This is a genomic window from Noviherbaspirillum agri, assembly GCF_054780595.1.
In genome coordinates this window covers 38,700-59,481 of sequence record NZ_BAAGWA010000021.1, presented here as the reverse complement: position 1 = coordinate 59,481, position 20,782 = coordinate 38,700, and the positions used below count along the sequence as shown (strand labels likewise).

At 60.6% G+C, this 20,782-nt stretch carries 24 protein-coding genes; 8 read left to right on the top strand and 16 right to left on the bottom strand.

Annotation, left to right across the window (positions count from 1 at the left end; genetic code table 11):
• Nucleotides 1–524: 524 nt before the first annotated feature.
• Nucleotides 525–1,286: a CBS domain-containing protein gene (locus ACYVIA_RS21415; RefSeq protein WP_460844223.1), complete on the bottom strand. Its 762-nt coding sequence runs from the start codon at nucleotides 1,284–1,286 to the stop codon at nucleotides 525–527.
• 13 nt (nucleotides 1,287–1,299) lie between these two features.
• On the bottom strand, nucleotides 1,300–1,815 hold the full coding sequence (locus ACYVIA_RS21410) for a hemerythrin domain-containing protein (RefSeq protein WP_460844221.1): 516 nt from the start codon (nucleotides 1,813–1,815) through the stop codon (nucleotides 1,300–1,302).
• 354 nt (nucleotides 1,816–2,169) lie between these two features.
• Here ACYVIA_RS21410 and ACYVIA_RS21405 point away from each other — a divergent pair, with 354 nt between their 5' ends.
• Nucleotides 2,170–3,357 carry an SRPBCC family protein gene (locus ACYVIA_RS21405; protein ID WP_460844220.1) on the top strand — a complete coding sequence of 396 codons (1,188 nt, stop codon included), beginning with the start codon at nucleotides 2,170–2,172 and terminating at the stop codon, nucleotides 3,355–3,357.
• A gap of 34 nt (nucleotides 3,358–3,391) precedes the next feature.
• On the opposite strand, the gene ACYVIA_RS21400 is transcribed toward ACYVIA_RS21405, so the two are convergent.
• The 4 genes from ACYVIA_RS21400 to ACYVIA_RS21385 all read right to left on the bottom strand — a co-directional run bounded on the left by ACYVIA_RS21400 (nucleotide 3,392) and on the right by ACYVIA_RS21385 (nucleotide 8,852).
• Nucleotides 3,392–4,387, bottom strand: coding sequence for a lysylphosphatidylglycerol synthase domain-containing protein (locus tag ACYVIA_RS21400; RefSeq protein WP_460844218.1), 996 nt, complete (start codon nucleotides 4,385–4,387; stop codon nucleotides 3,392–3,394).
• Entirely contained in the window at nucleotides 4,384–5,622 is a 1,239-nt protein-coding gene (gene clsB / locus ACYVIA_RS21395) for a cardiolipin synthase ClsB (RefSeq protein WP_460844216.1), read from the bottom strand. The genes ACYVIA_RS21400 and clsB overlap by 4 nt, the downstream gene beginning before the upstream one ends.
• A gap of 307 nt (nucleotides 5,623–5,929) precedes the next feature.
• Nucleotides 5,930–7,639, bottom strand: coding sequence for an alpha-glucan family phosphorylase (glgP, locus tag ACYVIA_RS21390; RefSeq protein ID WP_460844214.1), 1,710 nt, complete (start codon nucleotides 7,637–7,639; stop codon nucleotides 5,930–5,932).
• A gap of 199 nt (nucleotides 7,640–7,838) precedes the next feature.
• Nucleotides 7,839–8,852, bottom strand: coding sequence for an HDOD domain-containing protein (locus tag ACYVIA_RS21385; RefSeq protein ID WP_460844212.1), 1,014 nt, complete (start codon nucleotides 8,850–8,852; stop codon nucleotides 7,839–7,841).
• A gap of 294 nt (nucleotides 8,853–9,146) precedes the next feature.
• On the opposite strand from ACYVIA_RS21385, the gene ACYVIA_RS21380 reads away from it, so the two are divergent.
• Nucleotides 9,147–9,488 carry a zinc ribbon domain-containing protein YjdM gene (locus ACYVIA_RS21380; protein ID WP_460844211.1) on the top strand — a complete coding sequence of 114 codons (342 nt, stop codon included), beginning with the start codon at nucleotides 9,147–9,149 and terminating at the stop codon, nucleotides 9,486–9,488.
• A 307-nt stretch (nucleotides 9,489–9,795) separates the two neighbouring features.
• Nucleotides 9,796–10,362, top strand: a complete 567-nt coding sequence (locus ACYVIA_RS21375) for a DUF4124 domain-containing protein (protein ID WP_460844210.1) — start codon at nucleotides 9,796–9,798, stop codon at nucleotides 10,360–10,362.
• A 24-nt stretch (nucleotides 10,363–10,386) separates the two neighbouring features.
• Here ACYVIA_RS21375 and ACYVIA_RS21370 read toward each other — a convergent pair whose 3' ends face one another.
• Nucleotides 10,387–11,496, bottom strand: a complete 1,110-nt coding sequence (locus tag ACYVIA_RS21370; protein WP_460844209.1) for an HDOD domain-containing protein — start codon at nucleotides 11,494–11,496, stop codon at nucleotides 10,387–10,389.
• A 330-nt stretch (nucleotides 11,497–11,826) separates the two neighbouring features.
• Here ACYVIA_RS21370 and ACYVIA_RS21365 point away from each other — a divergent pair, with 330 nt between their 5' ends.
• Together ACYVIA_RS21365 and ACYVIA_RS21360 are read left to right on the top strand one after the other, a co-directional pair.
• Nucleotides 11,827–12,801: an ABC transporter ATP-binding protein gene (locus ACYVIA_RS21365; protein WP_460844208.1), complete on the top strand. Its 975-nt coding sequence runs from the start codon at nucleotides 11,827–11,829 to the stop codon at nucleotides 12,799–12,801.
• Entirely contained in the window at nucleotides 12,798–13,559 is a 762-nt protein-coding gene (locus tag ACYVIA_RS21360; RefSeq protein WP_460844207.1) for an ABC transporter permease, read from the top strand. The genes ACYVIA_RS21365 and ACYVIA_RS21360 overlap by 4 nt, the downstream gene beginning before the upstream one ends.
• 79 nt (nucleotides 13,560–13,638) lie before the next feature.
• Here the strand turns inward: ACYVIA_RS21360 and ACYVIA_RS21355 are convergent, their stop codons facing one another.
• From ACYVIA_RS21355 to ACYVIA_RS21325, 7 genes are all read right to left on the bottom strand, one after another.
• Nucleotides 13,639–14,301: a DsbA family oxidoreductase gene (locus tag ACYVIA_RS21355; RefSeq protein ID WP_460844206.1), complete on the bottom strand. Its 663-nt coding sequence runs from the start codon at nucleotides 14,299–14,301 to the stop codon at nucleotides 13,639–13,641.
• Between the two features lie 20 nt (nucleotides 14,302–14,321).
• Nucleotides 14,322–14,627: a hypothetical protein gene (locus ACYVIA_RS21350; protein ID WP_460844205.1), complete on the bottom strand. Its 306-nt coding sequence runs from the start codon at nucleotides 14,625–14,627 to the stop codon at nucleotides 14,322–14,324.
• Nucleotides 14,628–14,790: 163 nt separating this feature from the next.
• Nucleotides 14,791–15,372 carry a restriction endonuclease gene (locus tag ACYVIA_RS21345; RefSeq protein WP_460844204.1) on the bottom strand — a complete coding sequence of 194 codons (582 nt, stop codon included), beginning with the start codon at nucleotides 15,370–15,372 and terminating at the stop codon, nucleotides 14,791–14,793.
• Entirely contained in the window at nucleotides 15,369–15,920 is a 552-nt protein-coding gene (locus ACYVIA_RS21340; protein WP_460844203.1) for a M15 family metallopeptidase, read from the bottom strand. Before ACYVIA_RS21340 ends, ACYVIA_RS21345 begins: the two co-directional genes overlap by 4 nt.
• 251 nt (nucleotides 15,921–16,171) lie before the next feature.
• Nucleotides 16,172–16,432 (bottom strand): hypothetical protein, encoded by a 261-nt coding sequence (locus ACYVIA_RS21335; RefSeq protein ID WP_460844202.1) that lies wholly within the window; start codon nucleotides 16,430–16,432, stop codon nucleotides 16,172–16,174.
• Between the two features lie 139 nt (nucleotides 16,433–16,571).
• A complete protein-coding gene (locus ACYVIA_RS21330; RefSeq protein ID WP_460844201.1) occupies nucleotides 16,572–17,093 on the bottom strand; it encodes a hypothetical protein in 522 nt (173 codons plus the stop codon).
• Nucleotides 17,094–17,155: 62 nt separating this feature from the next.
• On the bottom strand, nucleotides 17,156–17,848 hold the full coding sequence (locus tag ACYVIA_RS21325) for a hypothetical protein (protein ID WP_460844200.1): 693 nt from the start codon (nucleotides 17,846–17,848) through the stop codon (nucleotides 17,156–17,158).
• 307 nt (nucleotides 17,849–18,155) lie between these two features.
• Between ACYVIA_RS21325 and ACYVIA_RS21320 the strand changes: the two genes are divergently transcribed.
• On the top strand, nucleotides 18,156–18,365 hold the full coding sequence (locus ACYVIA_RS21320; RefSeq protein ID WP_460844199.1) for a hypothetical protein: 210 nt from the start codon (nucleotides 18,156–18,158) through the stop codon (nucleotides 18,363–18,365).
• A 57-nt stretch (nucleotides 18,366–18,422) separates the two neighbouring features.
• Here ACYVIA_RS21320 and ACYVIA_RS21315 read toward each other — a convergent pair whose 3' ends face one another.
• The gene (locus ACYVIA_RS21315; protein WP_460844198.1) at nucleotides 18,423–18,881 is read right to left on the bottom strand and encodes a cache domain-containing protein; all 459 of its coding nucleotides are present in this window, start codon (nucleotides 18,879–18,881) and stop codon (nucleotides 18,423–18,425) included.
• Between the two features lie 431 nt (nucleotides 18,882–19,312).
• Between ACYVIA_RS21315 and ACYVIA_RS21310 the strand changes: the two genes are divergently transcribed.
• Nucleotides 19,313–20,071 (top strand): YdcF family protein, encoded by a 759-nt coding sequence (locus ACYVIA_RS21310; protein WP_460844197.1) that lies wholly within the window; start codon nucleotides 19,313–19,315, stop codon nucleotides 20,069–20,071.
• 111 nt (nucleotides 20,072–20,182) lie between these two features.
• Entirely contained in the window at nucleotides 20,183–20,434 is a 252-nt protein-coding gene (locus tag ACYVIA_RS21305; protein ID WP_460844196.1) for a hypothetical protein, read from the top strand.
• Nucleotides 20,435–20,577: 143 nt separating this feature from the next.
• Here ACYVIA_RS21305 and ACYVIA_RS21300 read toward each other — a convergent pair whose 3' ends face one another.
• A complete protein-coding gene (locus tag ACYVIA_RS21300; RefSeq protein ID WP_460844195.1) occupies nucleotides 20,578–20,748 on the bottom strand; it encodes a hypothetical protein in 171 nt (56 codons plus the stop codon).
• Between the last annotated feature and the right edge of the window lie 34 nt (nucleotides 20,749–20,782).

Genomic DNA, 20,782 nt, shown 5'->3' with positions numbered 1-20,782 from the left:
GCGAACTTACCTATATTTCTCTGTGAGCACTTCATGTTTTAAGTTACACGCTGATTGCTCAGCGCCGCAACACTCCACCAAGCGCCCACACTTATCGGCTGTTATTTGTTAAAGAACCTGTCTGCCAAGCGAACTTCGCATGGCGCCATCAAGCGTTTTGTTGATGACTAAAAACCTTTCATCTCGCACCCCACATCTGCTATCGCTTCTGCGATTTGCGCTGTGTGTTGCGCGACGGGAGCCGAACTATAGCAAACGGTTCGGGAGTGTGCAACACCTTTTTTGCGCCTCCATAAAACAACACTGTCTCCTTTGTCACGAACCGGTGCTTGGGTGCAATAAAGGAAAGTTATCAAGAATGCATTTCGCTCTCGCTAACGTACGCGTCGGCTGGTCGGCCGGCTGTGTGGCGTCCGTTGTCAGAGATGGCATCGCCGAGAAGGTTGACGAGTGCACGGATTGGATCATCGTCGCCATGTTGCGCCCATGACCGGATCAGCTGCTGCTCATACGTCGGGCGACACCTATGGTTTAGCACCGATGCCTGTGGCGTCCGTCCCGCCCGGTGGGCCGCTCTCGCCACTGTCTTCCATTGTGCCCGCCGTATCCTTTGCACTGGCTCCTGCACTTCGGCGGCCGGCGGTCGCGGTGTTGCGTGCGTCACCGATGCCGCGTTCGCCCGATACACCGGGGTCCCCGGCGCCGGCGGCATCGCTCTCTTCGTAACCGGCGACATCGATGGTGTCCGACCCTGCGAATCCGGAGGCCGTGCCGGTATCCGAACCGGTTCTCGCCGACACTCCTGCATTCGAGACCCGGGAATGGCGTACGGGTTGCGAGCGGTCCGGCTCCGACGGGGAGGAAATTTTCTCGACAACTTGCTCCACTTCGAGCTTCTGTCCGGTGCTGGTCGTCTTGGTGGCCACATCGCCAAGCGCAACGATGCCGATCAGCCTGTGGGCCTCATCGTGAGAGATCACCGGCACGCGGCGGATCTGGGTGTCGGCCATTTGCCGCAGCACCTCTTTCAGCGGCTGGTCTTCAAAGCACCAGCGGACATCGGTGCTCATCACCTGCTCGACATGGGCGTCCGCAGGTGCCATGCCGGCGGCGGTGGCGCGCACGGTGATGTCGCGGTCGGTCACCATGCCGACCAGGCGGTCGCCGTCGCATACAGGCAGCGCGCCGACATTCAGTTCGTCCATCAGCTGCGCGGCGCGTTGCAGGTTTTCCTGTGGCGACACGAACCGGACGTCGCGTGTCATGACTTGTGAAACGATCTGCATTTGCTTTCTCCAGTTACAGGCGCACTCCCGGGACGCCCGGGGCTACCGGGCGCTGGTTGCGCGCGGCAATCATCTGTATTTCGACAGCCTGCATTTCCTGGCCGAGCGCGGTCATGTCCAGACCGGCCTGCTCGACCTTCGGGAACAATTGCTGCTCTTCGAATTCGACATGCTTGAGCACCGAGTCGGAGAGCCGGCGGTACAGCGCGTCGATATGAGGGTCGCCTTCGTCCATCAACTTGAGGTTGTCAATCATTTGCCGGGCCTCGCCATGCTCCTGCTCGCAATGATCCATAAGCGAAGGATCAACCTCGCGTACGCGGGGATAAAACGCGCGTTCCTCCAACGCAGTGTGCGTCTCCAGCAGTGCCAGGAGATGTGCACCCAACTCTTTCTTGTTATTTGCCTCCTGAGACTGGAAATGTTGCTCGAATAATTGTCGGACGAAACCATGGTCGGTCTTCAGTGCCTCCAGCGGCTGATCGACGGGGAACTCTCCCCGCCTGCGCATTTCGGCGTCGATATCCATGTCGTGCTCCTTTCAATTGCTTCGGGATTGTCTGCGGTAAGCAGGCATTCATGGCTTGGATGATCCGCTGCCCGCGGCGTGTGCGTGATGGAGATCAGAGTGCGGGCGCCACAACAAGTTGCGAACGTTTTACAGTTTCTGCTACTCGTCAGAAGCGCGAAAATCCACCGGAAGTGCGGCATGCAGCCAGGGAACAGCGCCTCAGCGGACAACGCCGTCGCCCTTGACGCCCATCAAACGATGAATCGTTTGGCCGCATGACGCGAAACCCATTTCATAGCATGAACGTGACATCGTCATGCCGGCCCTTTGCACGCCAGTTCTTTCCCGTAGCCGGCGCAACCGGGAGCCACCATGAAACAACAATCCTTCTCGTCTCCGAAATGGTCCAGTCTGCTGGGTGCTGCCGCGGTCGGTGCACTCGGCATGTATTATTCCGACCCCGAACGCGGCCGGCGGCGAAGGGCGCGTGCGCAGGACAGGCTGCGTCATGCACAAGCGCAAGCAACGCATTCAATGGATGTGGTGGCGCGGGATTTCCTCAACCGGATGGCTGGGATGCAGGCGCGTGCAAGCAGCCTTTTGCGTCGGGGCAGCCAAGAAGCGGCGGATGACGTCGTGGCGGCGCGCATCCGCGCCAAACTCGGGCGCGTCGTCTCGCATCCCCATGCGATTTCGGCGGTGGTACGCAACGGCAACGCGGAGCTGGGCGGTCCGATACTGGAACGGGAAAGGCATCCCCTGCTTCGCATGGTTCGCACCGTCCCAGGTGTGAAGGACATCCGCGACAAGTTGCAGGCGCACAAGCACGCACCCTCTCTGCCGGGCTTGCAGGGAGGAAGCGGTCGGGTGGAAATGCGCTCCGGCTTCATGCGCGAAAACTGGGCGCCGGCGTTACGTGCCACGGCGGTACTCGGAGGCGGGCTGCTTGGCGCGTTTGGATTGGCACGGCGCAATCCTGCCGGCACGGTGCTGGCAGTCGCCGGGCTCGGCGCCCTGTTGCGCGGGATGACGAACCAGCCGGTACGACGCCTGACGGGGATCGGTGCCGGCCACCACGCGATCGAACTGCGAAAAGCGATCGAGATCATGGCGCCACCGGAAGCGGTATTCGACGCATGGGCGACGTACGACAACTTCCCGCTGTTCATGTCGCATGTGCTGGAAGTGCGCGACCTCGGCGACCTGCGCTCGCACTGGGTGGTGCAGGGACCGATGGGCGCGCGTATCGAGTGGAATGCCTGCCTGACAGAGTGCAAACGTCCCTTCGTGATTGCATGGAAGACCGAGCCGGGCTCTGTGGTCGAGCATGCCGGCGTCGTCCGCTTCGACCCGACGGAAAGCGGCACGCGCGCGACGGTACGGCTTTCCTACAATCCGCCGGCAGGCATACTGGGCCATGGTGTTGCCGTGTTGCTCGGCGCAGACCCGAAGCGCGAGCTGGACGATGACTTGCTGCGCATGAAGAGCTTCATCGAAACCGGCATCATGCCGCACGACGCAGCGCGCCACGGCGAACTGAAGCCGTCCGGGCTGGGCTGAACAGTCATATCCGGCAAGCGTCGTTCGGCACGCATCAGGCGGCGCGCGCCACCTTTTTCGCATGCGCCTCGACAACGAGATACAGGACGGCCGCAATCGCCAGCGGCGTGAGGTAATAGATCGCGCGGTATGCCAGCAGCCCGGCAAGCAGCTCGCTCCTTGGCAACTGGTGCGACAACAACACGACAAACACCACCTCGAGCACGCCAAGGCCAGCCGGCACATGGGTAATTACGCCAGCCACGGCAGCCACCAGCAGCACGCCGAGCACGGCGGGAAAAGCAATCTTTTGTTCCAGCAAGGTATATACCGTCGCGGCAATCAGCAACCAGTTGGCCGTGGACATGCCGAGTTGCAAAAGCGCCAGGCGCAACGAAGGCAGAGTCACATCATGTCCCCTGACCGACCATGTACGTCGCCGGGAGAATGCGCACAGCAGCAGATAGGTGACAGCCGTGGCAAACAGTGCGACGCCAAGGACCCGCAGGCCAAAGGTGCCCAGTTTCCAGTCCGGCGGGGGCGACACCGGCGAGATGGCAAACGCCAGCCCGGCCAGGAACAGGTAGCCGAGCCAGTTGGTCAGCATGCTCATCGCCACCACCCGCGTCGTCACCCCCGCTTCCAGACCAAAGCGTGAATACAGACGATAGCGAAATGCCACCCCGCCGACCAGCGCGCCCATATTGAGGTTGAACGCGTAACTGATGAAAGTGATCAGCATGACCCGCAAGGCACCAAGCCGGTGCCCGGTGGTGTAACGCCCGAACAAATCGAAGCAGCTGTACAAGGCGTAGCTGCCGGCGGCCAGCAGCGATGCCAGGAGCAAGCCTTGCAGGGGGCGGCGTTTCAGCGTTTCCAGCACCTCGCCCCATTCCACCGTGCGTGCCTGCGTGTACAGCAGGTATGCCACCAGCGCAAAGAACACCACTGTCAAGATGCGCTTGAACGTCGGCCACCAAGGACGGGAGGTAATGCCGCGCCGCGCTGCCCCGGGTGCCCGCCTGCTGTCCATGGTGGAGTCGCGCGTCATGGGCTCGCCGTTTCCTCGATCCGGTCCGTTGCGCCGCGCGGCTTTCCGCTGTAGGGCCATGGCGCGAGGCGAGGCGCATGTGCCGGCAGGCGGCCCGCCCACGACGGATACTTGCGCAGGAAATGGAACAGGAAAAACCCGCGCAGCTGGCGCCACGTTGGCGACTCCGCAAGATCCTTTGCCTCAATGCGACGGCAGCTGCACATCAGGTGTTCAATGCGCTCGCTCAGCACACGGTTGAACTCGCGGTCGCGAATCATCACATTCGCTTCAAGATTCAGCGACAGGCTGAGCGGGTCGAGGTTGCTGGACCCCACCGTTGCCCACTCATCGTCGACGACCGCGATCTTTCCGTGCAACGGACGCTCGCAATATTCATAGATGCGCACGCCGCCACGCAGCAAGTGGTGGTACAGCATCGCCGCGGCGGTCTGCACAATCGGCATGTCGGGGTTGCCTTGCAGGATCAGCGACACCTCGACGCCGCGCTGTGCCGCTTTGCGCAGCTCGCGCAAGAAGGTAAATCCCGGGAAAAAATAAGCATTGGCGATCATCACCCGCTTTTGCGCGAGGCGGATGCCGAGCCGGTATTGGCGTTCGATGTCATTGCGGTGTTCGCCGTTGTCGCGCCAGACAAACTGTGCATCGGCATCGCCCGCCGGGGGCAGCGTTCCGATCACCGGTTTTTCGGAACGGAATCGGAACCAGCGTCGCTGCGACCTGGCCTTTGCTTCGGCAAGGGCACTGCGCATGAAGTGATGGATATGCGCGACGATCGGCCCTTGCACCTCGACCGCATAGTCCTGCTTGGCTTCCGGGCCATAGTCGGCGAGATGGTCGGCGGAATAGTTGATGCCGCCGACGAAGCCGAGCACACCGTCCACGACCACCAGCTTGCGATGCATGCGGCGGAAATAATTGATGCGCTTGAACAGCCGTGACGCCGGGTCGAACACATGCAGACGCACCCCGGCCGATGTGAGCGAGCCGACGAATTCTTCCGACAGCTCCGGCGAACCGAAGGCATCGACGGTGACGTCGATCTGCACGCCGCGCTTAGCAGCCGCCAGCAATGCCGCATGCAGCGACTTGCCGACCTTGTCTTCATAGAGGATGAAGGTTTCGATCAGCACTTCAAAACGTGCGGCGGCAATCATCTCGAAGACGCGCGGATAAAACGCCTCGCCGTTTTCGAGAAGCGTAAATCTATTGCCACTAATCCATGGCTGGCTCACGGCTTAATGTCCCTTGTTCCTTTTTTGTTGACGGCATCCACCGTGTGAAGAAGCGGCCGCGGCAATCAAGCGCTGCGGCGCGGAGTTCCGGCAATCGGCGGTACGCCCTTCTTGGCCTCATCATTTTCCGTTGATGATGTGGTTTAAATTAACGACGGGCATGACCGGATGGCCAAAGCCAACAACGTGTGCTTCCGCCTTCCAAGTGGAGTTTCCGGAAATTGAAAAGTTCACTTGGGGCATGCGCCCCGACCTCCTTCCGCAGTCGCATCCACCATTGCGAGGCAAGAAGACAGGGCGCGCTTCGCTACCCGCGGCGCAAATACGCTTCCGTCGCGTAACGCCGCATCATGCGGTGCGAGTTGAACAGCAAGGCGTTGCGGCCGATCGCACCCTTCATGACCCTCAGCCAGCCCGCTCGACTGCTGTAATACAGCGGGAGAACCTTGCCTTCCAGTTTTTCGTAAAGGATCGTCCCGTGTGACTGCGTGTCGTTCTGCCCGGCCCCGATCGCCCATCCGGTCACGCCTTCGATGCAGCCCTCGTTCCACCAGCCGTCCATCACCGACAGGCTGGGTACGCCGTTGAATGCGGCTTTCATCCCGCTGGTGCCGGAGGCTTCGAGCGGGGGCAAGGGCGTGTTGAGCCAGACGTCGGCGCCGGCCACCATCAACCGTGCAATATCTATCGAGTAGTCCGGAATATAGGCGACCTGTACGTCTGCGCGCAGTGCGGCGATGTGCCGATGCAGCATCTCGATCAGGTGCTTGCCGTCCCCGTCGCGCGGATGCGCCTTGCCGGCAATGAGTATCTGCAACGGATAGGTACGGGCAATCTGTCGCAGGCGGTCGAGGTCGCCAAACAGTAGTTCGGGACGCTTGTAGCCGGTCATCCTCCGTGCAAAGCACAAGGTGAACACGTCCTCGTGCAGGGAGACCTTGCAGGAGTGCTGCACAAAGTCGCGCAGTGCTCGCCGCGCGTCAACGTGCGCCTGCCATAGCTCTGCGTCATCCACGGCGTCGATCCCGGCCAGCACTTCAGGCTCATGACACCAGCGCGGGAAATGGCGGTTGTACAGGTCGCGAAGGCTTGGGCAGGTCCAGGTCGCCAGGTGCGCACCGTTGCTGATCGCATGCACCCGGTAACCGGGAAACATCAGCTGCGACTGCTCTGCGTGGCTGCGGGCGACGCCGTTTACGTATTCGGACAGGTTGAGCGCCAGAAGCGTCATGTTCAGGTGCTGTTCGCCGGCGATTTCCCGCAACAGCGCAAGATCGGCCCAGGGCCCGAGCAGGCGTGCAACCAGGTCGTAGGAAAACTTGTCGTGGCCTGCATCGACCGGTGTGTGCGTGGTGAACGCGCACAGGGAGCGCACCTCCTCAATGTTGTACAGCGGCGCCTGCATCTGCCGCCCGGGCCGTTCACTCCATCGCGTGCGCCGCAACAGCGCCAGGCAAAGCAATGCTGCATGCCCCTCGTTCAGGTGGTAACGCTGGATGCGGAATCCGAGTGCATGCAGCACACGCACGCCGCCGATGCCAAGCACAATCTCCTGACGCAAGCGGTATTCGCTGTCGCCACCATACAGCTTGTCGGTAATGCGGCGATCCTCCTCCGCGTTCTCGGCCAGATCCGTATCCAGCAGGAGCACCGGGACGCTGCCCCCGGTCTGGGAGCCGATGACATAGAGCCAGCTCGCCACCCACACATCGCGCCCGGCGATCTGGATGGCGATCTTTGCCGGAAGCAGGGCCGCGTGCTCCGCGGGCTTCCAGCAGTCATCGTGTTCATGCTGGCGCCCCTCCTCGTCAATCACTTGCCGGAAATAGCCGGCACGGCTCGCGAGCGTGACACCGACTAGCGGCAATGCCAGGTCGGCCGCAGATCGCATCGAGTCGCCCGCCAGCACACCGAGGCCGCCACTGTAGGTCGGAATGGCAGACTCCAGCGCAATTTCCATCGAAAAATAGGCGATGCGCGGGACGCGAGTGAAATCATCGAGGAGGAAGGGATTCATCTTGTCGTGGACGGGCTGCTGGCGAATGCGCTGTTCGGGAAACCGGATGCGATGCCAAACATTTTGCCTGCCACGACACTCCTGCGCTGCGGTCGAGAACGCGTTGCCTGCGCTAGCGCAAGGTGATCTTTCCGTGCGACCAATACTAGACTGTCATGAACCGGAACAGGGGTATCGTTTGCGGTTCTCAAGCCTGCTGCTATTGGGCAGTTTCCTGCGCCGCTTCCGCTCCCACGATGTCACGATAACAGGCGACCGCAGCCTCGCTCTCCAGGCATGCGTCAGCGTACTCCTCGCTCAGGGCGCGATGAACAACGAGCCGGCGGATCTTGGTGGTTCTGTCCGCCAGGTGGAGTACGTCCGCCAGCGCGGAGTCGGTTGGTGTCGCCTCCCTGTCGATGGCAGCGATGGCCTGCTCCGGGAACTCCCATTGCCGTCCGACCAGGCGTGCCAGGCGTCGTGTGTAATGGATGAATGAGGTGTAGAACGCCAGGGAGCGCAGCTCGCCGGGCGCCGCGCCACCCGCCTGATCCATTACGCGCAGGGCGACGATGACGCCGACGTTCTGCAACAGGCCTGCAAGATATACCTCGAATCCGTCGACAGGCCGATGCTTGGAAAAATGGCGGCAAGCGACGCCAAAAGGTTCGGCCAGCTCCCATATACGCGGCGCGCCAAGCGTCGTGAACTGCCCGAGGCCGGCATGGAACAGCGGCTTGAATGCGACGCTGGCGACAAGAATGCGCAAGCCGTTCTGGCCGATGACGGCAATCGCATCTTCAATCGTCTTCACCTGCGATGAGCGGCGGAAATAGGAGCTGTTGACCTGCTTGAGAACGGCCGCCACCAGAACGGCATCCTGCTCGACCAGCGCTGCGAGCTGGCTGTTCGATACATTGCGGTCGCGCAGGCTGCGCAACAGCAACGGAATCACGGACGGAATCCGCGGCACCAGCTCCGATGCAGCGGGGTTGGCGGCATCGGCCTCGCGCTTCAGCGCGCGCAGGATGCGGCTTTCGACTTCGCTCACCTCCTGCACAACGGCTTCGCCCATGCCAAGCAGCCAGGGAAAGTACAGGTTGTCGACGTCGATCATCTCGACCAGGCGCTGCGGTTCGACGGCAAGCACGGTCAGCGGACTGAGCGGGAGCTCGTCCGGCTCGGCAGTCTGTGCCTGAGGCCCGATAAAACGGTGCAAGAACTTCTTGAGCATAGGGATCAGTACCGGAAGAAATTGACGTTGTCGGTGCAGAGCGCGTTATCAGGGGCACCACGTAAAACGGCGAACAGTGTACTGCGTGAGCGCTGCCTGTGGCACGCATTCCGTGAAGACCCGAGGCGTGAGGTCATGTTGAAAAACTGACATGCAAAGCAGCGCATAAAACCGGCACGTGGCCATGCCGGAGGGCGCGGAGCGCATCCACCGACGCTGCCAATGGCCGGGATTGCGCCTGGTGGTCGGTTATACTGCGGACCGTTTTTTACAACTTTCATGCAAAGAGAAATCGTGTCCCAGATTCCACCCTGCCCGCAATGCGCCATGGAGAACACCTATCCGGATGGCGCCAACTATGTCTGTGCCGACTGCGGCCATGAATGGCCGGTGGCACAGGCGGCCAAGCCCGAGGAGGCAGCCGACGCCGTGGTAAAGGATGCCAACGGCAATGTGTTAAGCGACGGCGATTCGGTAGTGCTGATCAAGGACCTGAAAGTGAAAGGCTCCTCCATCACGCTCAAGATGGGCACCAAGGTCAAGAGCATCCGGCTGGTCGGCGGCGACCATGAAGTCGACTGCAAGATGGATGCGGGCAACTTCATGCTAAAGGCCTGCTACCTGCGCAAGGCATGAGGCGGTTCTCCCAGCCACGACGAGAACGCTTGTGATCCCGCCGAACCGTTTCGCCGAGCACGGGTGAAATCCAAAGTCGGCAGCGTTTTCGTCACACTGTTGCACAAGATGAAATCGTCTTAAAATTGCGGCGTGAACTTGCCCCAGAGAATCGAAATTTGGCTGATGCCGGCCAAGGACGCGGTGATCCCCCGCCACAGCAGCGGTAACTTGCAGCGTCGGACGAGCTGCTCCGAGGCTTGACTTTGCTGTATGTCACCTTCCAGAGCCGGCCCTCTGGTAATGTACCCAAAGAAGGAGGTATGCCATGACATGCTTCAACCGCCGGGCGCTCGTGCTCGTTGCCGCCGTTTTCCCCACCTTTGCGCTTTCCCAGCAACTCCCGAAACCGGAGCCGCTTGGCGATCCCGCGACCAAGGTCTACCGTCAAGTGACCTCCGACGGGCGAATCGTCTATTCCGACAAGCCGATTCCGGGTGCGAAGATCGACGAGACGATCGTGCCCGATCCGGAGACGAACGTATGGACGCCGGAAACCGGCAAGCCGCCGGTCGTTCCTCCCCGCGCAGAGCGCACGTCGGTGAGCAAGGTGCCGTCCATCCCCGCACCGGGCAAGGTCAGAACCCTGGGCGATGCAGATGCCGATGTGATCAGGGCGGAGATGATGCTAGAAGACGCGAAAAAGCGTCAGGAAGAAGGTGTCGAGCCGCTGCCTGGCGAGCGCAGCGGACTGGTGACCGGCAAATCGCGGCTGAACGAAGCTTACTGGGAACGCCAGCGCGCACTGGCGCAGGAGACGGCAGAAGCGGAATCGATGGTAAGAAAAGCGCGCAACGAGCGCGAGTCGATCCGGGTGTCGCCGTCGCAGCGCTGACGTAATTTTGAGATTACTTCGGCCTCAGCTTGCACGTGCCGCACCGGCGCGTGCAGCGGGAGCCGCCAGTGTGACCCAGTCGCGTTCCTCCACCGCTGAAAGCTCGCGCAAGCAGGCGCGCTCCTTCTCCGACAAGCCATCCAGCACCTGCGGATCTTCGATATCCAGCCGGCCGTTGCGCGCCAGGATGTCGATCTTGCTCAGGTAATCTCCCATCAGCAAAATCCTGCCGACTGAGGACAGACCGGGCGCCTTGGCAGTCGTCTCCTGCTCGCGGATCGCCTCGGTCACGCCATCGGGAAAGTGCCACTCGCTGGCGATATTGACGGCCAGCGCGCGGCCATTGCTGGCGAGCGCATTACAGAACGTGGCGGAACCGACCGGATGCCGGCCTTCGGACATCTTGTCGATCACGCGCAGCGACACCGTCAGCCCGATGTTCTGGATCAGGCCGGCGAGGAAGGCGTCGAGCTGGTCCACGGTTTCGTCGCGGGCGAGCATCCGGCTGACGAGTGCACAGCGCTCCGATTGCGACCACAGGCGCGGCGCAAGCTTGCGCGTAAAGCTGCCGGAATTGAGGTTGATGATCGGCTTGAATGCGACGCTGGTGATCAGCTGTCGCAAGCCGTTCTGCCCCAGCACGAGGACGGCATGGTCGATGCTGGTGATCGGTTTGCCTGGGCTGTAGGCGATGCTGTTAGCGAGGCGCAGCACTTCAGCGACCAGCACGTGGTCATGCTCGATCTTTCGCGCAATTTCGGCACCGGAGAAGTCGGGATGGCGCAGGCTTTGCAGCAACTGCGGAATCACGCCCGGCATGCGCCGCACGAGGTGTGCACCGGCTTCCTTCGACTGCACGACCTCGTCGAGCGCGGCGAGGATCGCATCCTCGGTCGGGTTGGTAAAAATGTCCGGATGGTTCTCGGCCTCGAACAGCCAGCTGGCGAACATGAAATCGACCTGGTAACGCTGCAGGTCGGTCACGCTGTCGCTGGCGAAGTGGCGCGACTTCGATTGTGTTGTCGTTGGCGATGTCGTTGGCGCTTGTGTCACGCCTTCGGCCGCGCGTGTGGACGCCGGTTTTGCGGTGAGCGCGGGTGCATCGGAGAGTAGTCTGCGTAACCAGTCGAACATGGCAGTCGGCGGAGAGTTGCTTGAATGGCAAGCGTTGATTCCAGAGAGCGCATGAAGCGAGATCATGAAGCGCAACGCAAATATTTCCGTGATTAAAGCATGCCATTACTGTGCCGTCGATTGCGCCGTCGTTTGCCCTTCATTGCAACCCGCTGAACCGGCCAGCAACCGGGCGCATGCTGTCCGTTGTCCAGACGAGAATCATGTCGATGTCTTAACATGGTGCCTGTCGATCTGCGAAAAGGAGAACAACATGCTGCATCAACCAGCCCCTACCTGTTTCCGAACATCCGCTTTCGTTCCACGCACATAAAAACACAAGGAGCACGCGTGCCGCCCGTCAATTCACCTGTCAATGCATCCGTCATTTCCGTCAATGCCGTCACCAAAACCTACGCCTCCGGCTTCCAGGCACTGAAAAGCGTCAATCTCGATATCCGCCGTGGAGAAATCTTCGCGCTGCTCGGCCCCAACGGCGCGGGCAAGACCACGCTGATCAGCATCATCTGCGGCATCGTCAATGCGAGCTCGGGCACTGTCACTGCAGACGGCCACGATATTGCGCGCGACTATCGCGCGGCGCGCGCGAAGATCGGCCTCGTTCCGCAGGAGCTGGCGACCGATGCCTTCGAGAGCGTGTGGGACACGGTGTCCTTCAGCCGCGGGCTGTTCGGCAAGGCGCCGAACAAGGCCCACCTGGAGAAGGTGCTGAAGGACCTGTCGCTGTGGGAGAAGCGCGATTCAAAGATTCTCGCGCTGTCCGGCGGCATGAAGCGGCGCGTGATGATCGCCAAGGCACTCAGCCATGAGCCGAAGATCCTGTTCCTGGATGAGCCGACTGCAGGCGTCGATGTGGAATTACGACGCGACATGTGGGAGATGGTGCGGCGCTTGCGCGAGAGCGGCGTGACCATCATCCTGACCACGCATTACATCGAGGAAGCGGAAGAGATGGCCGACCGCATCGGCGTCATCAACAAGGGGGAAATCCTGCTCGTCGAGGACAAGGCGGCGTTGATGCAGAAGCTGGGCAAGAAGCAGCTGACGCTGCACCTGCAGCAGCCGCTCGACGCCGTGCCGGCCGACCTTGCCGGATACCATATGGAGCTGTCGGCCGACGGCACGCAGCTGGTCTATACCTTCGATGCGCAGGGCGAGCGCCTCGGCATTCCCGAACTGCTCAAGCGACTGGATGAGCATGGCATCCACTTCAAGGACCTGCAGACGCGGGAAAGCTCTCTCGAAGAAATTTTCGTGAGCCTGGTCAGGCGCGACGGCGGCAAACAAATCGGAGGCAATGCATGAATTTCCACGCAATCAGGGCTATTTACATATTCGAGATGTCGCGCACCTGGCGCACGCTGCTGCAAAGTATTGCATCGCCGGTCATCTCCACCTCGCTGTATTTCATCGTGTTCGGCTCGGCCATCGGCTCGCGCATGGCGCAGATCGACGGCATCAGTTATGGCGCCTTCATCGTACCGGGGCTGGTGATGCTGTCGGTGCTGACCGAAAGCATCTCCAATGCCTCGTTTGGCATCTACATGCCGAAATGGGCGGGCACGATCTACGAGGTGCTGTCGGCGCCGGTGTCCGCCTTGGAGATCGTGATCGGTTATGTCGGTGCGGCGGCGAGCAAGTCGGTGATTCTCGGACTGATCATTCTTGTCACCGCGCGGCTGTTCGTCGATTACTCCATCGTGCATCCGTTCTGGATGCTCGGCTTCCTGCTGCTCACATCAATCACCTTCAGCCTGTTCGGCTTCATCATCGGCATCTGGGCCGACGGCTGGGAAAAACTGCAGGTCGTGCCGGTGATGATCATCACGCCGCTCACCTTCCTCGGCGGCAGCTTTTATTCGATCAGCATGCTGCCACCGTTCTGGCAGAAGGTGACGCTGTTCAATCCGGTGGTCTATCTGGTAAGCGGTTTCCGCTGGAGCTTTTATGGCGTGTCGGATGTCGGTGTCGGCATCAGTCTCGGCATGACGCTGGTGTTCATGCTGCTGTGCCTGGCCGGGATCTGGTGGATTTTCCGGACCGGCTATCGGCTGAAGGCGTGAATATCTGGCGTAAATATCCGGGGAAAATAGTTGCGTGACAGCCGCCCCCAGCGGGCGGCCACGCCGGCGACGCTGCTGTCTACTCAGCTACGCCTACCGCAATCTGCCGCAGCGCCTGCTCGAATACCTCGACAGGCTGCCCGCCTTGCACGAGGTAGCGGTCATTGATAATCACGGCCGGCACCGAATGGATGCCCTGGTCGAGGTAGAAGCGCTGCTGCTGGCGCGTTTCTTCCGTATAGGCACCCGACGACAGGATTTCCTTCGCGCGAACCGGGTCAAGTCCTGCTTCACCGGCAACGCGCACCAGCACATCCGTTGACGACGGATCTTCACCATCGGTGAAATAGGCACTGAAGAGCGCATGCTTCAATGCCAGCTGCCGCCCCTCTTCATGCGCCCAATGCAGCAGGCGGTGCGCGTCGAAGGTGTTGTAAATGCGGCTGCGCTTGTCCATGTTGAAGTTGAACCCGAGCGCGGCGCCGCGTGCACGGATCGCCTCACGGTTCTGCTCGACCTGCTCCGGCGTGATGCCGTATTTCTCGATCAGATGCTCGGTGATGCCCTGTCCCTGCGGCCCCATCTGCGGGTTCAGCTCGAAAGGCTGGAAATGGATGTCGGCAACGATGTCGTCACGCACGCGTTCCAGTGCCTGCTCAAGCGCCTTCAGGCCAATCACGCACCAGGGACAGGAGATGTCGGAAACAAAATCGATTTTCAGTTGTGTTGCTTGCTTGTCCACAGTGCGCTGCCCTTTCTTGTTCAATCGTCCGGCCCGGGCTTCGTCCCGTTTTCCCGGACTGCCGATTTTATCCGTTTCAGCTGTGCATATTGGTCCGGGTCTTCCTTGGCCAGGCGGTGCTCGCGCCACTTGTAGAAAATCGCAATGCCGAGCATCGCGGCGGCACCGACGGCCAGCTTGCCCTTGTGCTCGGACAGCAGGTTGCCGCTTTTTGCCGGATTCGGATCGGCAGCGGAGGACTGCAGGTCGTCGATAGGCTGCGAAGCCCCGGCAGGCCCATCACTAGGGCTGCCGGGAAAGAACGATATGGGAGTGGATTGATGCATGTCGGTGTGGACCTTTCCTTGTCGAATCAGCGACAGCGCGATTTGCTATCTCCCTTAGTCGCCAATCCCCGCAAGTGGTTCACACAGGTAATTTCCCGGAAAGTGCCAACGCGAATTTACTTTGCTTGTTGTCAAATCAGGATATGGAACCAACGCCGGAAGGCTACGACTGCGCCACCATCCCCTGCAGCAACTGGGCCAGTTCCGCTTCCTGGACAAGGCGAATCTGCTTTTCCTGTGCAAAGCGGCGCGCCGCGTCGCTCAACTGGCCGATGCCGATGAATATGCTTTCCTGTGCGTCCTGCGCTGTTGCGGCCGCATGCAGTTCGCGCAGCGGCTCGACGCCGATGCTGGCTGCCTTCCAGCGCTTGCAGCTGACCAGCGCGCAGCGTCCGCCGCGCGTGATTCTGAAATCCGCTGCCGCTCCCGCATGACGGGCGACCTCGTAGCCGTCACGGCGGTACGCAGCCTCGATCGCGCTCGCAAAGCCGGGCCATGACATCGTGCGCACGGTTTCGCGGGTATGCGCAATGCGCGCCGCGCTCGGCTTGCCGAGATGCCGGATGAACGCAATGATGCCGATGATGAAAAAAGGCATGCCAGCCGCCATGCCGGCAACGGCAAAGCGTGCCGGCATCAGCGCGCTGAAGGCGAGTCCGCAGACACCGGCGATGACCATGCTGATCCACCATGGCTTGCGCAACAGGATTGCGAACAGCGAGTTCTCGGCCATCTTCAGTTTCATGCGAAGTCCTGTGTATTTGCGGCAGGCTGGTAGCACCAGTGCCAGGGTTCATAGATAAAGCCGAGGCTGTTGCCACGCGGGTAGGACAAGGTAAAACTGAAACGTGTCGCATGCTCGCCCAGCCAGCGGAAGGCATCCGTGTGTTCGAAGGGCTCTTCGGTGGCTTCGCAGCCCGGCGTGTTGATGTCAACTGCGCGCCCGGTATGGTGCTCGCTGTAGCCGGGCGGTGCGCTGAGCGTGAGGATTCGATCAATCTCCATCCCCTTCGCCAGTTTGGCGCGGATGATGTCGGCCTGGCGCTCAATGTTGCGGAAAGCGGATACAAGCTCGATGACGACGCCATCCTGATGCGCTGCATGCTTCATCGCGCGCCACGCGGCGGCGGCGGTCGGAATCAGCAGATAGTCGCGTCCGGCGGCATCGGTTTCGGCAACCACCACCTCCTGTGCGTCGGCGTAATACGGCAGGTTCTTTCTTGCGAGGATGTCGTCGGAAATACCGAGCGAAGCAAGCAGCAGGCTCAAATTGTCGTCATGTCTGAACAGCATGGATTATTTCTTGAAAGGGTGGCCGGGATTGCCGCGCGATGGCGGCAAGGTGGCGGCACGATGGCGGAGCACGTTGAACGTGCAATCAAGGTTGCGGGAGATTATAACGACGCATGCCTTGCGCCATGCGGGGAGCAGGCACGTAATGCAGGCGCAATTCAGCACGATTCAGCACGATTTAGCCCAACTCGCCGCAATTCGCGCCGTGTGGAATGAAACCGTTTACCTGTTCGGCAACAGGCCGGACACGTTCAGCGCATCCAGTACCACTGCATGTAACGGTCGTAGAAAAGGCCCTGCTGCTGCAGGTCATTGCGCGTGCTCGAGCGGGCGATGCAACTGCGCCAGGCATCGGAACCTCGTTCAAGACCGGCCTTCTCGCACAGGGGGCCGTACTCCGGGGCCATGGCCAATACAGGATCTTCCCTGTATGCGGCACGTTCCTGCGGCGTGCCGCAAGCAACGAGGCTAAGTGTTACCGCCACGGCACAAAGCATGCTGGAGGTACGCATTGCGGACTCCTTCGCTTATTGTTTGGATGACACCTGAATCAGGCATCCAGACAATCAGACCGCAAGGCGCCGTGCGGAGTTGCATTGATCAGGGCATCAGGCGACGCTTTCCTTATGCTTGCTGGACAGCGAGCGGGCGTCAGGGGCTGACGCGCACCCCGAGCGTGACCGGAAAGCCGCCCCGGCCTTCATATGCCGGCGGTTTCAGAAAAGTGGCGGAGGAAAATCTCTCTGCAAAGCAACGCGATACGGCGTTGTCCGGACTGACTTCGACCGCATCGGCCTTTCCCTTTGGAGTGATGTCGGCGACGAGGACGAAGGTTTTCTCTTCCGGCTTGGGCGAACGTGCGATGCAGGAGCGCATCGAGCGCGAGATATGACGTCCGGCGCGCTTGAACATCGCATGCGGGTAGTTCCTGAGCTTGTCGTCCGTCTCCGCACTCTTCGCCAGCTTGACCCGTTCTTCGAAGCGCACGCGCGCTTCCCACAGGACCGGGTCGATCGGTGGCGGCAAGCCCTCCATGGGTGGCGTCTGCCGTGCCGGCTGGATTTGCTGGCCCGGCGCCGGGGTGATCGGCAGCGAGTGCTGCGCCTGCGGCATCTGTTGTGCCAGCGCAGGTGCAGCGATGGCGATGAAGAACAAGGGAGCGAATCGTTTCATGTACTGTGCCTGTCAAGATATTGAATGGAATCCATGCTGCGGTCCAACTCCGTGCGCACAACTCAATGTGCGTAGATCAGGGAGAGGCCGCCGCCCCATTCCCGGCCGCCATCGGTAAGCCCCTGCGATACAAAAGTGCGCGTGCGCCAGGACTTGTCGAGATTGCTTTGATAACAGGCGCTCATGTCGCGCCGGATGTAATTCGGAGTAAACGCTTTCTCGCGGCAGGCGAACTCCAGGCCGCCGGCATCGGCATTCCTTTCTGCGTCTTCCATCTTCAGCGCGGCGGTACCCGGCTCTGCCGGTTTGGCGGCACGCGCCATCGCCATCCCGGGCGGCATGCTTGACGGAACACTGTAGTTATAGCCGCTGCCCAGCATGCCTACAGCCGGCCTTGCCTCGCCGGGGCGCGCCGTCAGTGGCGTATGGCTGGTGACCGCACCGGCCAGCTTGAATACCGGATCGCGGTACAGGTTATAGGTGCGGATCTTGCGCTTGCCGTTTTTTATCCGTTTTGATTTCACCGCCGGGACGATCAGCTGCCGGTTCTGCTCCGCGCGTACGATGGGACGCGGGGTCCGTGATGCCTGCATGTCCTTGCGTGGCTTATCGGGTGTTTGCTGCACTGCCCGCTGCCCCATGGCGCGCGGCCCGGGAGGGATCGTCAGATCGGCCGCCCATGCCGGTGCAGCCAGCAGCATGCCGGCCACACCGAAGACTGTAAGGACTGCGAAATACTGACTGATGCGTAACATGGCCGGTCACAACGGTTCTTGCAGTGCGGGAAGGCAGGCGAACGGCCTGCGGAATTTCAAGTTAACGTAGTTCAATGAAAATTTCTGTAAAGAAACGTAACAAGCTTGCGCCAATATTCCGGCCGCAGCCGGAATGCGCCATACAGGGAAAGGTGCTGCCAGCAGAAGGAATGTGCACCGGGCAAATTTGCAACGGATCCGGGGCGGCACGGGAGCCTTTGCCGCGAAAAACCCTCCAATACGCACACCAGCACGCCAGAAAAACCCGGACACCGGGTGACGACAAGCGACGATCAAGGAGAAACGAATGCACGCCTACATCGTAAAAACGAATGACGGTTATCTATATCCGTTTGCCGGGGATGTGTCCCTGACGGATGATGCATCGCAGGCAGGGCATTTCCTGAGTGCCGAGGAAGCGCGCGAGCTGGCACAGTCGCGAGGCTATTACGACGGCGGTTTTGAAGTCCTGCGTATCGAAGTGGAGAAATCCAGGCTGAACCGGCAGTGGGTGTAGTGTCCGGCGCCAGATAAGGTGCAGCTGCCGCCAGGGCGGCAGCTGCGTCAAGCGAATTTATTTGTAAACACCGACGGCAAAACCATAACCGTCATGCGGCTCCAGATAGGTCGTCTTGGATTCGATCTGCTTCGTGACCGGATGCGGCCACTTGTAGTCTACCCAACCGGTCTTCTTCGCTTTCGCCAAGCCGATGAGTTCTTGCGCGAAAAGCTTGCCGTCGGCATCCTTCAGGTTGGTCAGGTCCTTGCCGATCAGCTTTTCGTTGGCGCCGTGGGCCATCATCATGCCCTTGGTATCGAGGACATAGACATACATGTCGCGGTCCACGAACTGCCCGGTTTTATTGCTGATTTCAGCGAAGGCCTTGTCCTTGCCGTTCGCCTTGTAGAACGCGATCGCCTTGTGCGCAAGCGCTACCGCCTCCTCTTTTGTCCCCTTGTCTGCAGCACTCGAAGCAGCCACCAAGCCGAGGCTGAGGCAGGCGCCAACAATAAACTTCCAGGTCTTCATCATTTCTCTATCTCCATTTGGTTCTATATAGGACTAGAGCCATATCAGCCGGGCTGTGCCGTCATTGCTGGGCGTTGCACAATTATCTAGGGACAACAAGGCTGATATGGCTCTAGCATGCACAATGCACACAGGCGAATAGTCATTCCCCAGCACACAATCTAGAAGTGTTATTGCCGTTAGGCAAGGGTTTGCATCAAATATTTTTGGATGATGCCTGCCCTGCAACAGGCGTAACGGAAGCCTGCAACACCATCGAAGGATCACGCCGGTAGAATATTGCCAAGAATTTACGATTGCATCGGTTGCCGCTGACACACTTTCACGCCACGCCCATGCAAGGCAGGCCTTCTCTGCTTTCACACCGCCCGCTCACCTGTCAATTAGGCGTCACTCGGAGCAGTGTCAATCTTTCAACAATTCAAGAACAAGACATGAACACAAGCATCATCCTGACCAAGGCCATCAGCGCCATGATCCTGCCGCCGCTCAACCTGATCCTGCTGTGTCTGGCCGGCGTGATGATGCGCCGCCGCTGGCCGCGCTTCGGCGCGACGCTCAGCGTCAGCGCGCTGCTGGCACTGGTCGTCATCAGTACGCCCGCGGGTGCCTTGCTCTTTGTCGCTCCGCTCGAAGCACAGAATCCGCCCCTGACCGCCACACGCAATACGGGAGCCCAAGCGATCGTGGTGCTGGGCGGCGGGCGCATCATGAATGCCGCGGAGTACGACGGGCGCGACATTCCCATGATCACCGCGCTTGCCCGCATCCGCTATGCGGCACACCTGCATCGGGAAACCCAACTTCCGCTATTGACCAGCGGTGGCACGCCGGACGGCAGGGACGAGTCCGAAGCCGCCCTCATGGCGCGCATATTGCAGCAGAGCTTCGCCGTGCCGGTGAAATGGATGGAAGGAAAGTCGAACGATACGGCCCAGAACGCAGCGTTCTCTGCCGAGATGCTGAAACAGGCGGGCATACGTCGCATCCTGCTGGTGACGGATGCGATCCATATGCCGCGCTCCCGCGCCGTGTTCGAGAAAGCCGGCCTGGACGTGGTGCCCGCCCCGACGCTGTACTTCAGCCGGGGCGAATTTACCCCGACCGACTTCATGCCCAGCGGCGAAGGCCTGCGCCGCAGCGAATACGCGCTTCACGAGTGGGTCGGCATGGCGTGGTACCGCCTGAAGTGATGGCCGTGCGTAATACGGCTTGATGCGGCACAAGGCGGCAGCACCATGGCATGACACAAGCGCCCTCATTTGCTGCAAGCTTGAGCCTTGCCATTCAACGAGGAGGCTGTCATGAAAACGCGCATCGCATTCTCTTTGCTTGCCGTGTCGGCACTGGTGTTCTCGCCGTTTGCCGGCGCCAACAACTGTCCCAATGAAATGAAGGCGATCGATGCCAAGCTCAAGTCATCGCCCAGCCTCAGCGAGGCAGACATGAAGAAGGTCAAGGAACTCCGGGCGGAAGGCGAAAAGTTTCACAAGGAAGGCAAGCACGACCAATCGATGCAATCCCTGCAGGAAGCAAAGAAACTGCTCGGCATCTGAGCGCACTCTGAGTCGACTCTGAGCGAAATTCGAGTCGCCACAACGACCGCATGGCCGCCAACGGGTGGCCTTTTTGTTTGCCGATCGCCTATGCAAGGAAAGCAGAATGAGGTCGCCGTCCCCACTCTGCTTCGGGGAACGCCTCAGTGATGGCGTTCCTGCTTCTTGCCGCCACCGGCGCCCTGCGTGGAACCGGCCTTGGTATGGCTCTTGGCATCCTGGCTGCTCTTGTTGCTTTTGCCCGAGCGGCCGTCCACCGATTTGGCGTCTGCCTCAGTCGCCATCTTCTTTTCCGGAGTTTTGCTGTTGTCCATGACTTGCCTCGATTGATGTCTGCAGTGGGGTACC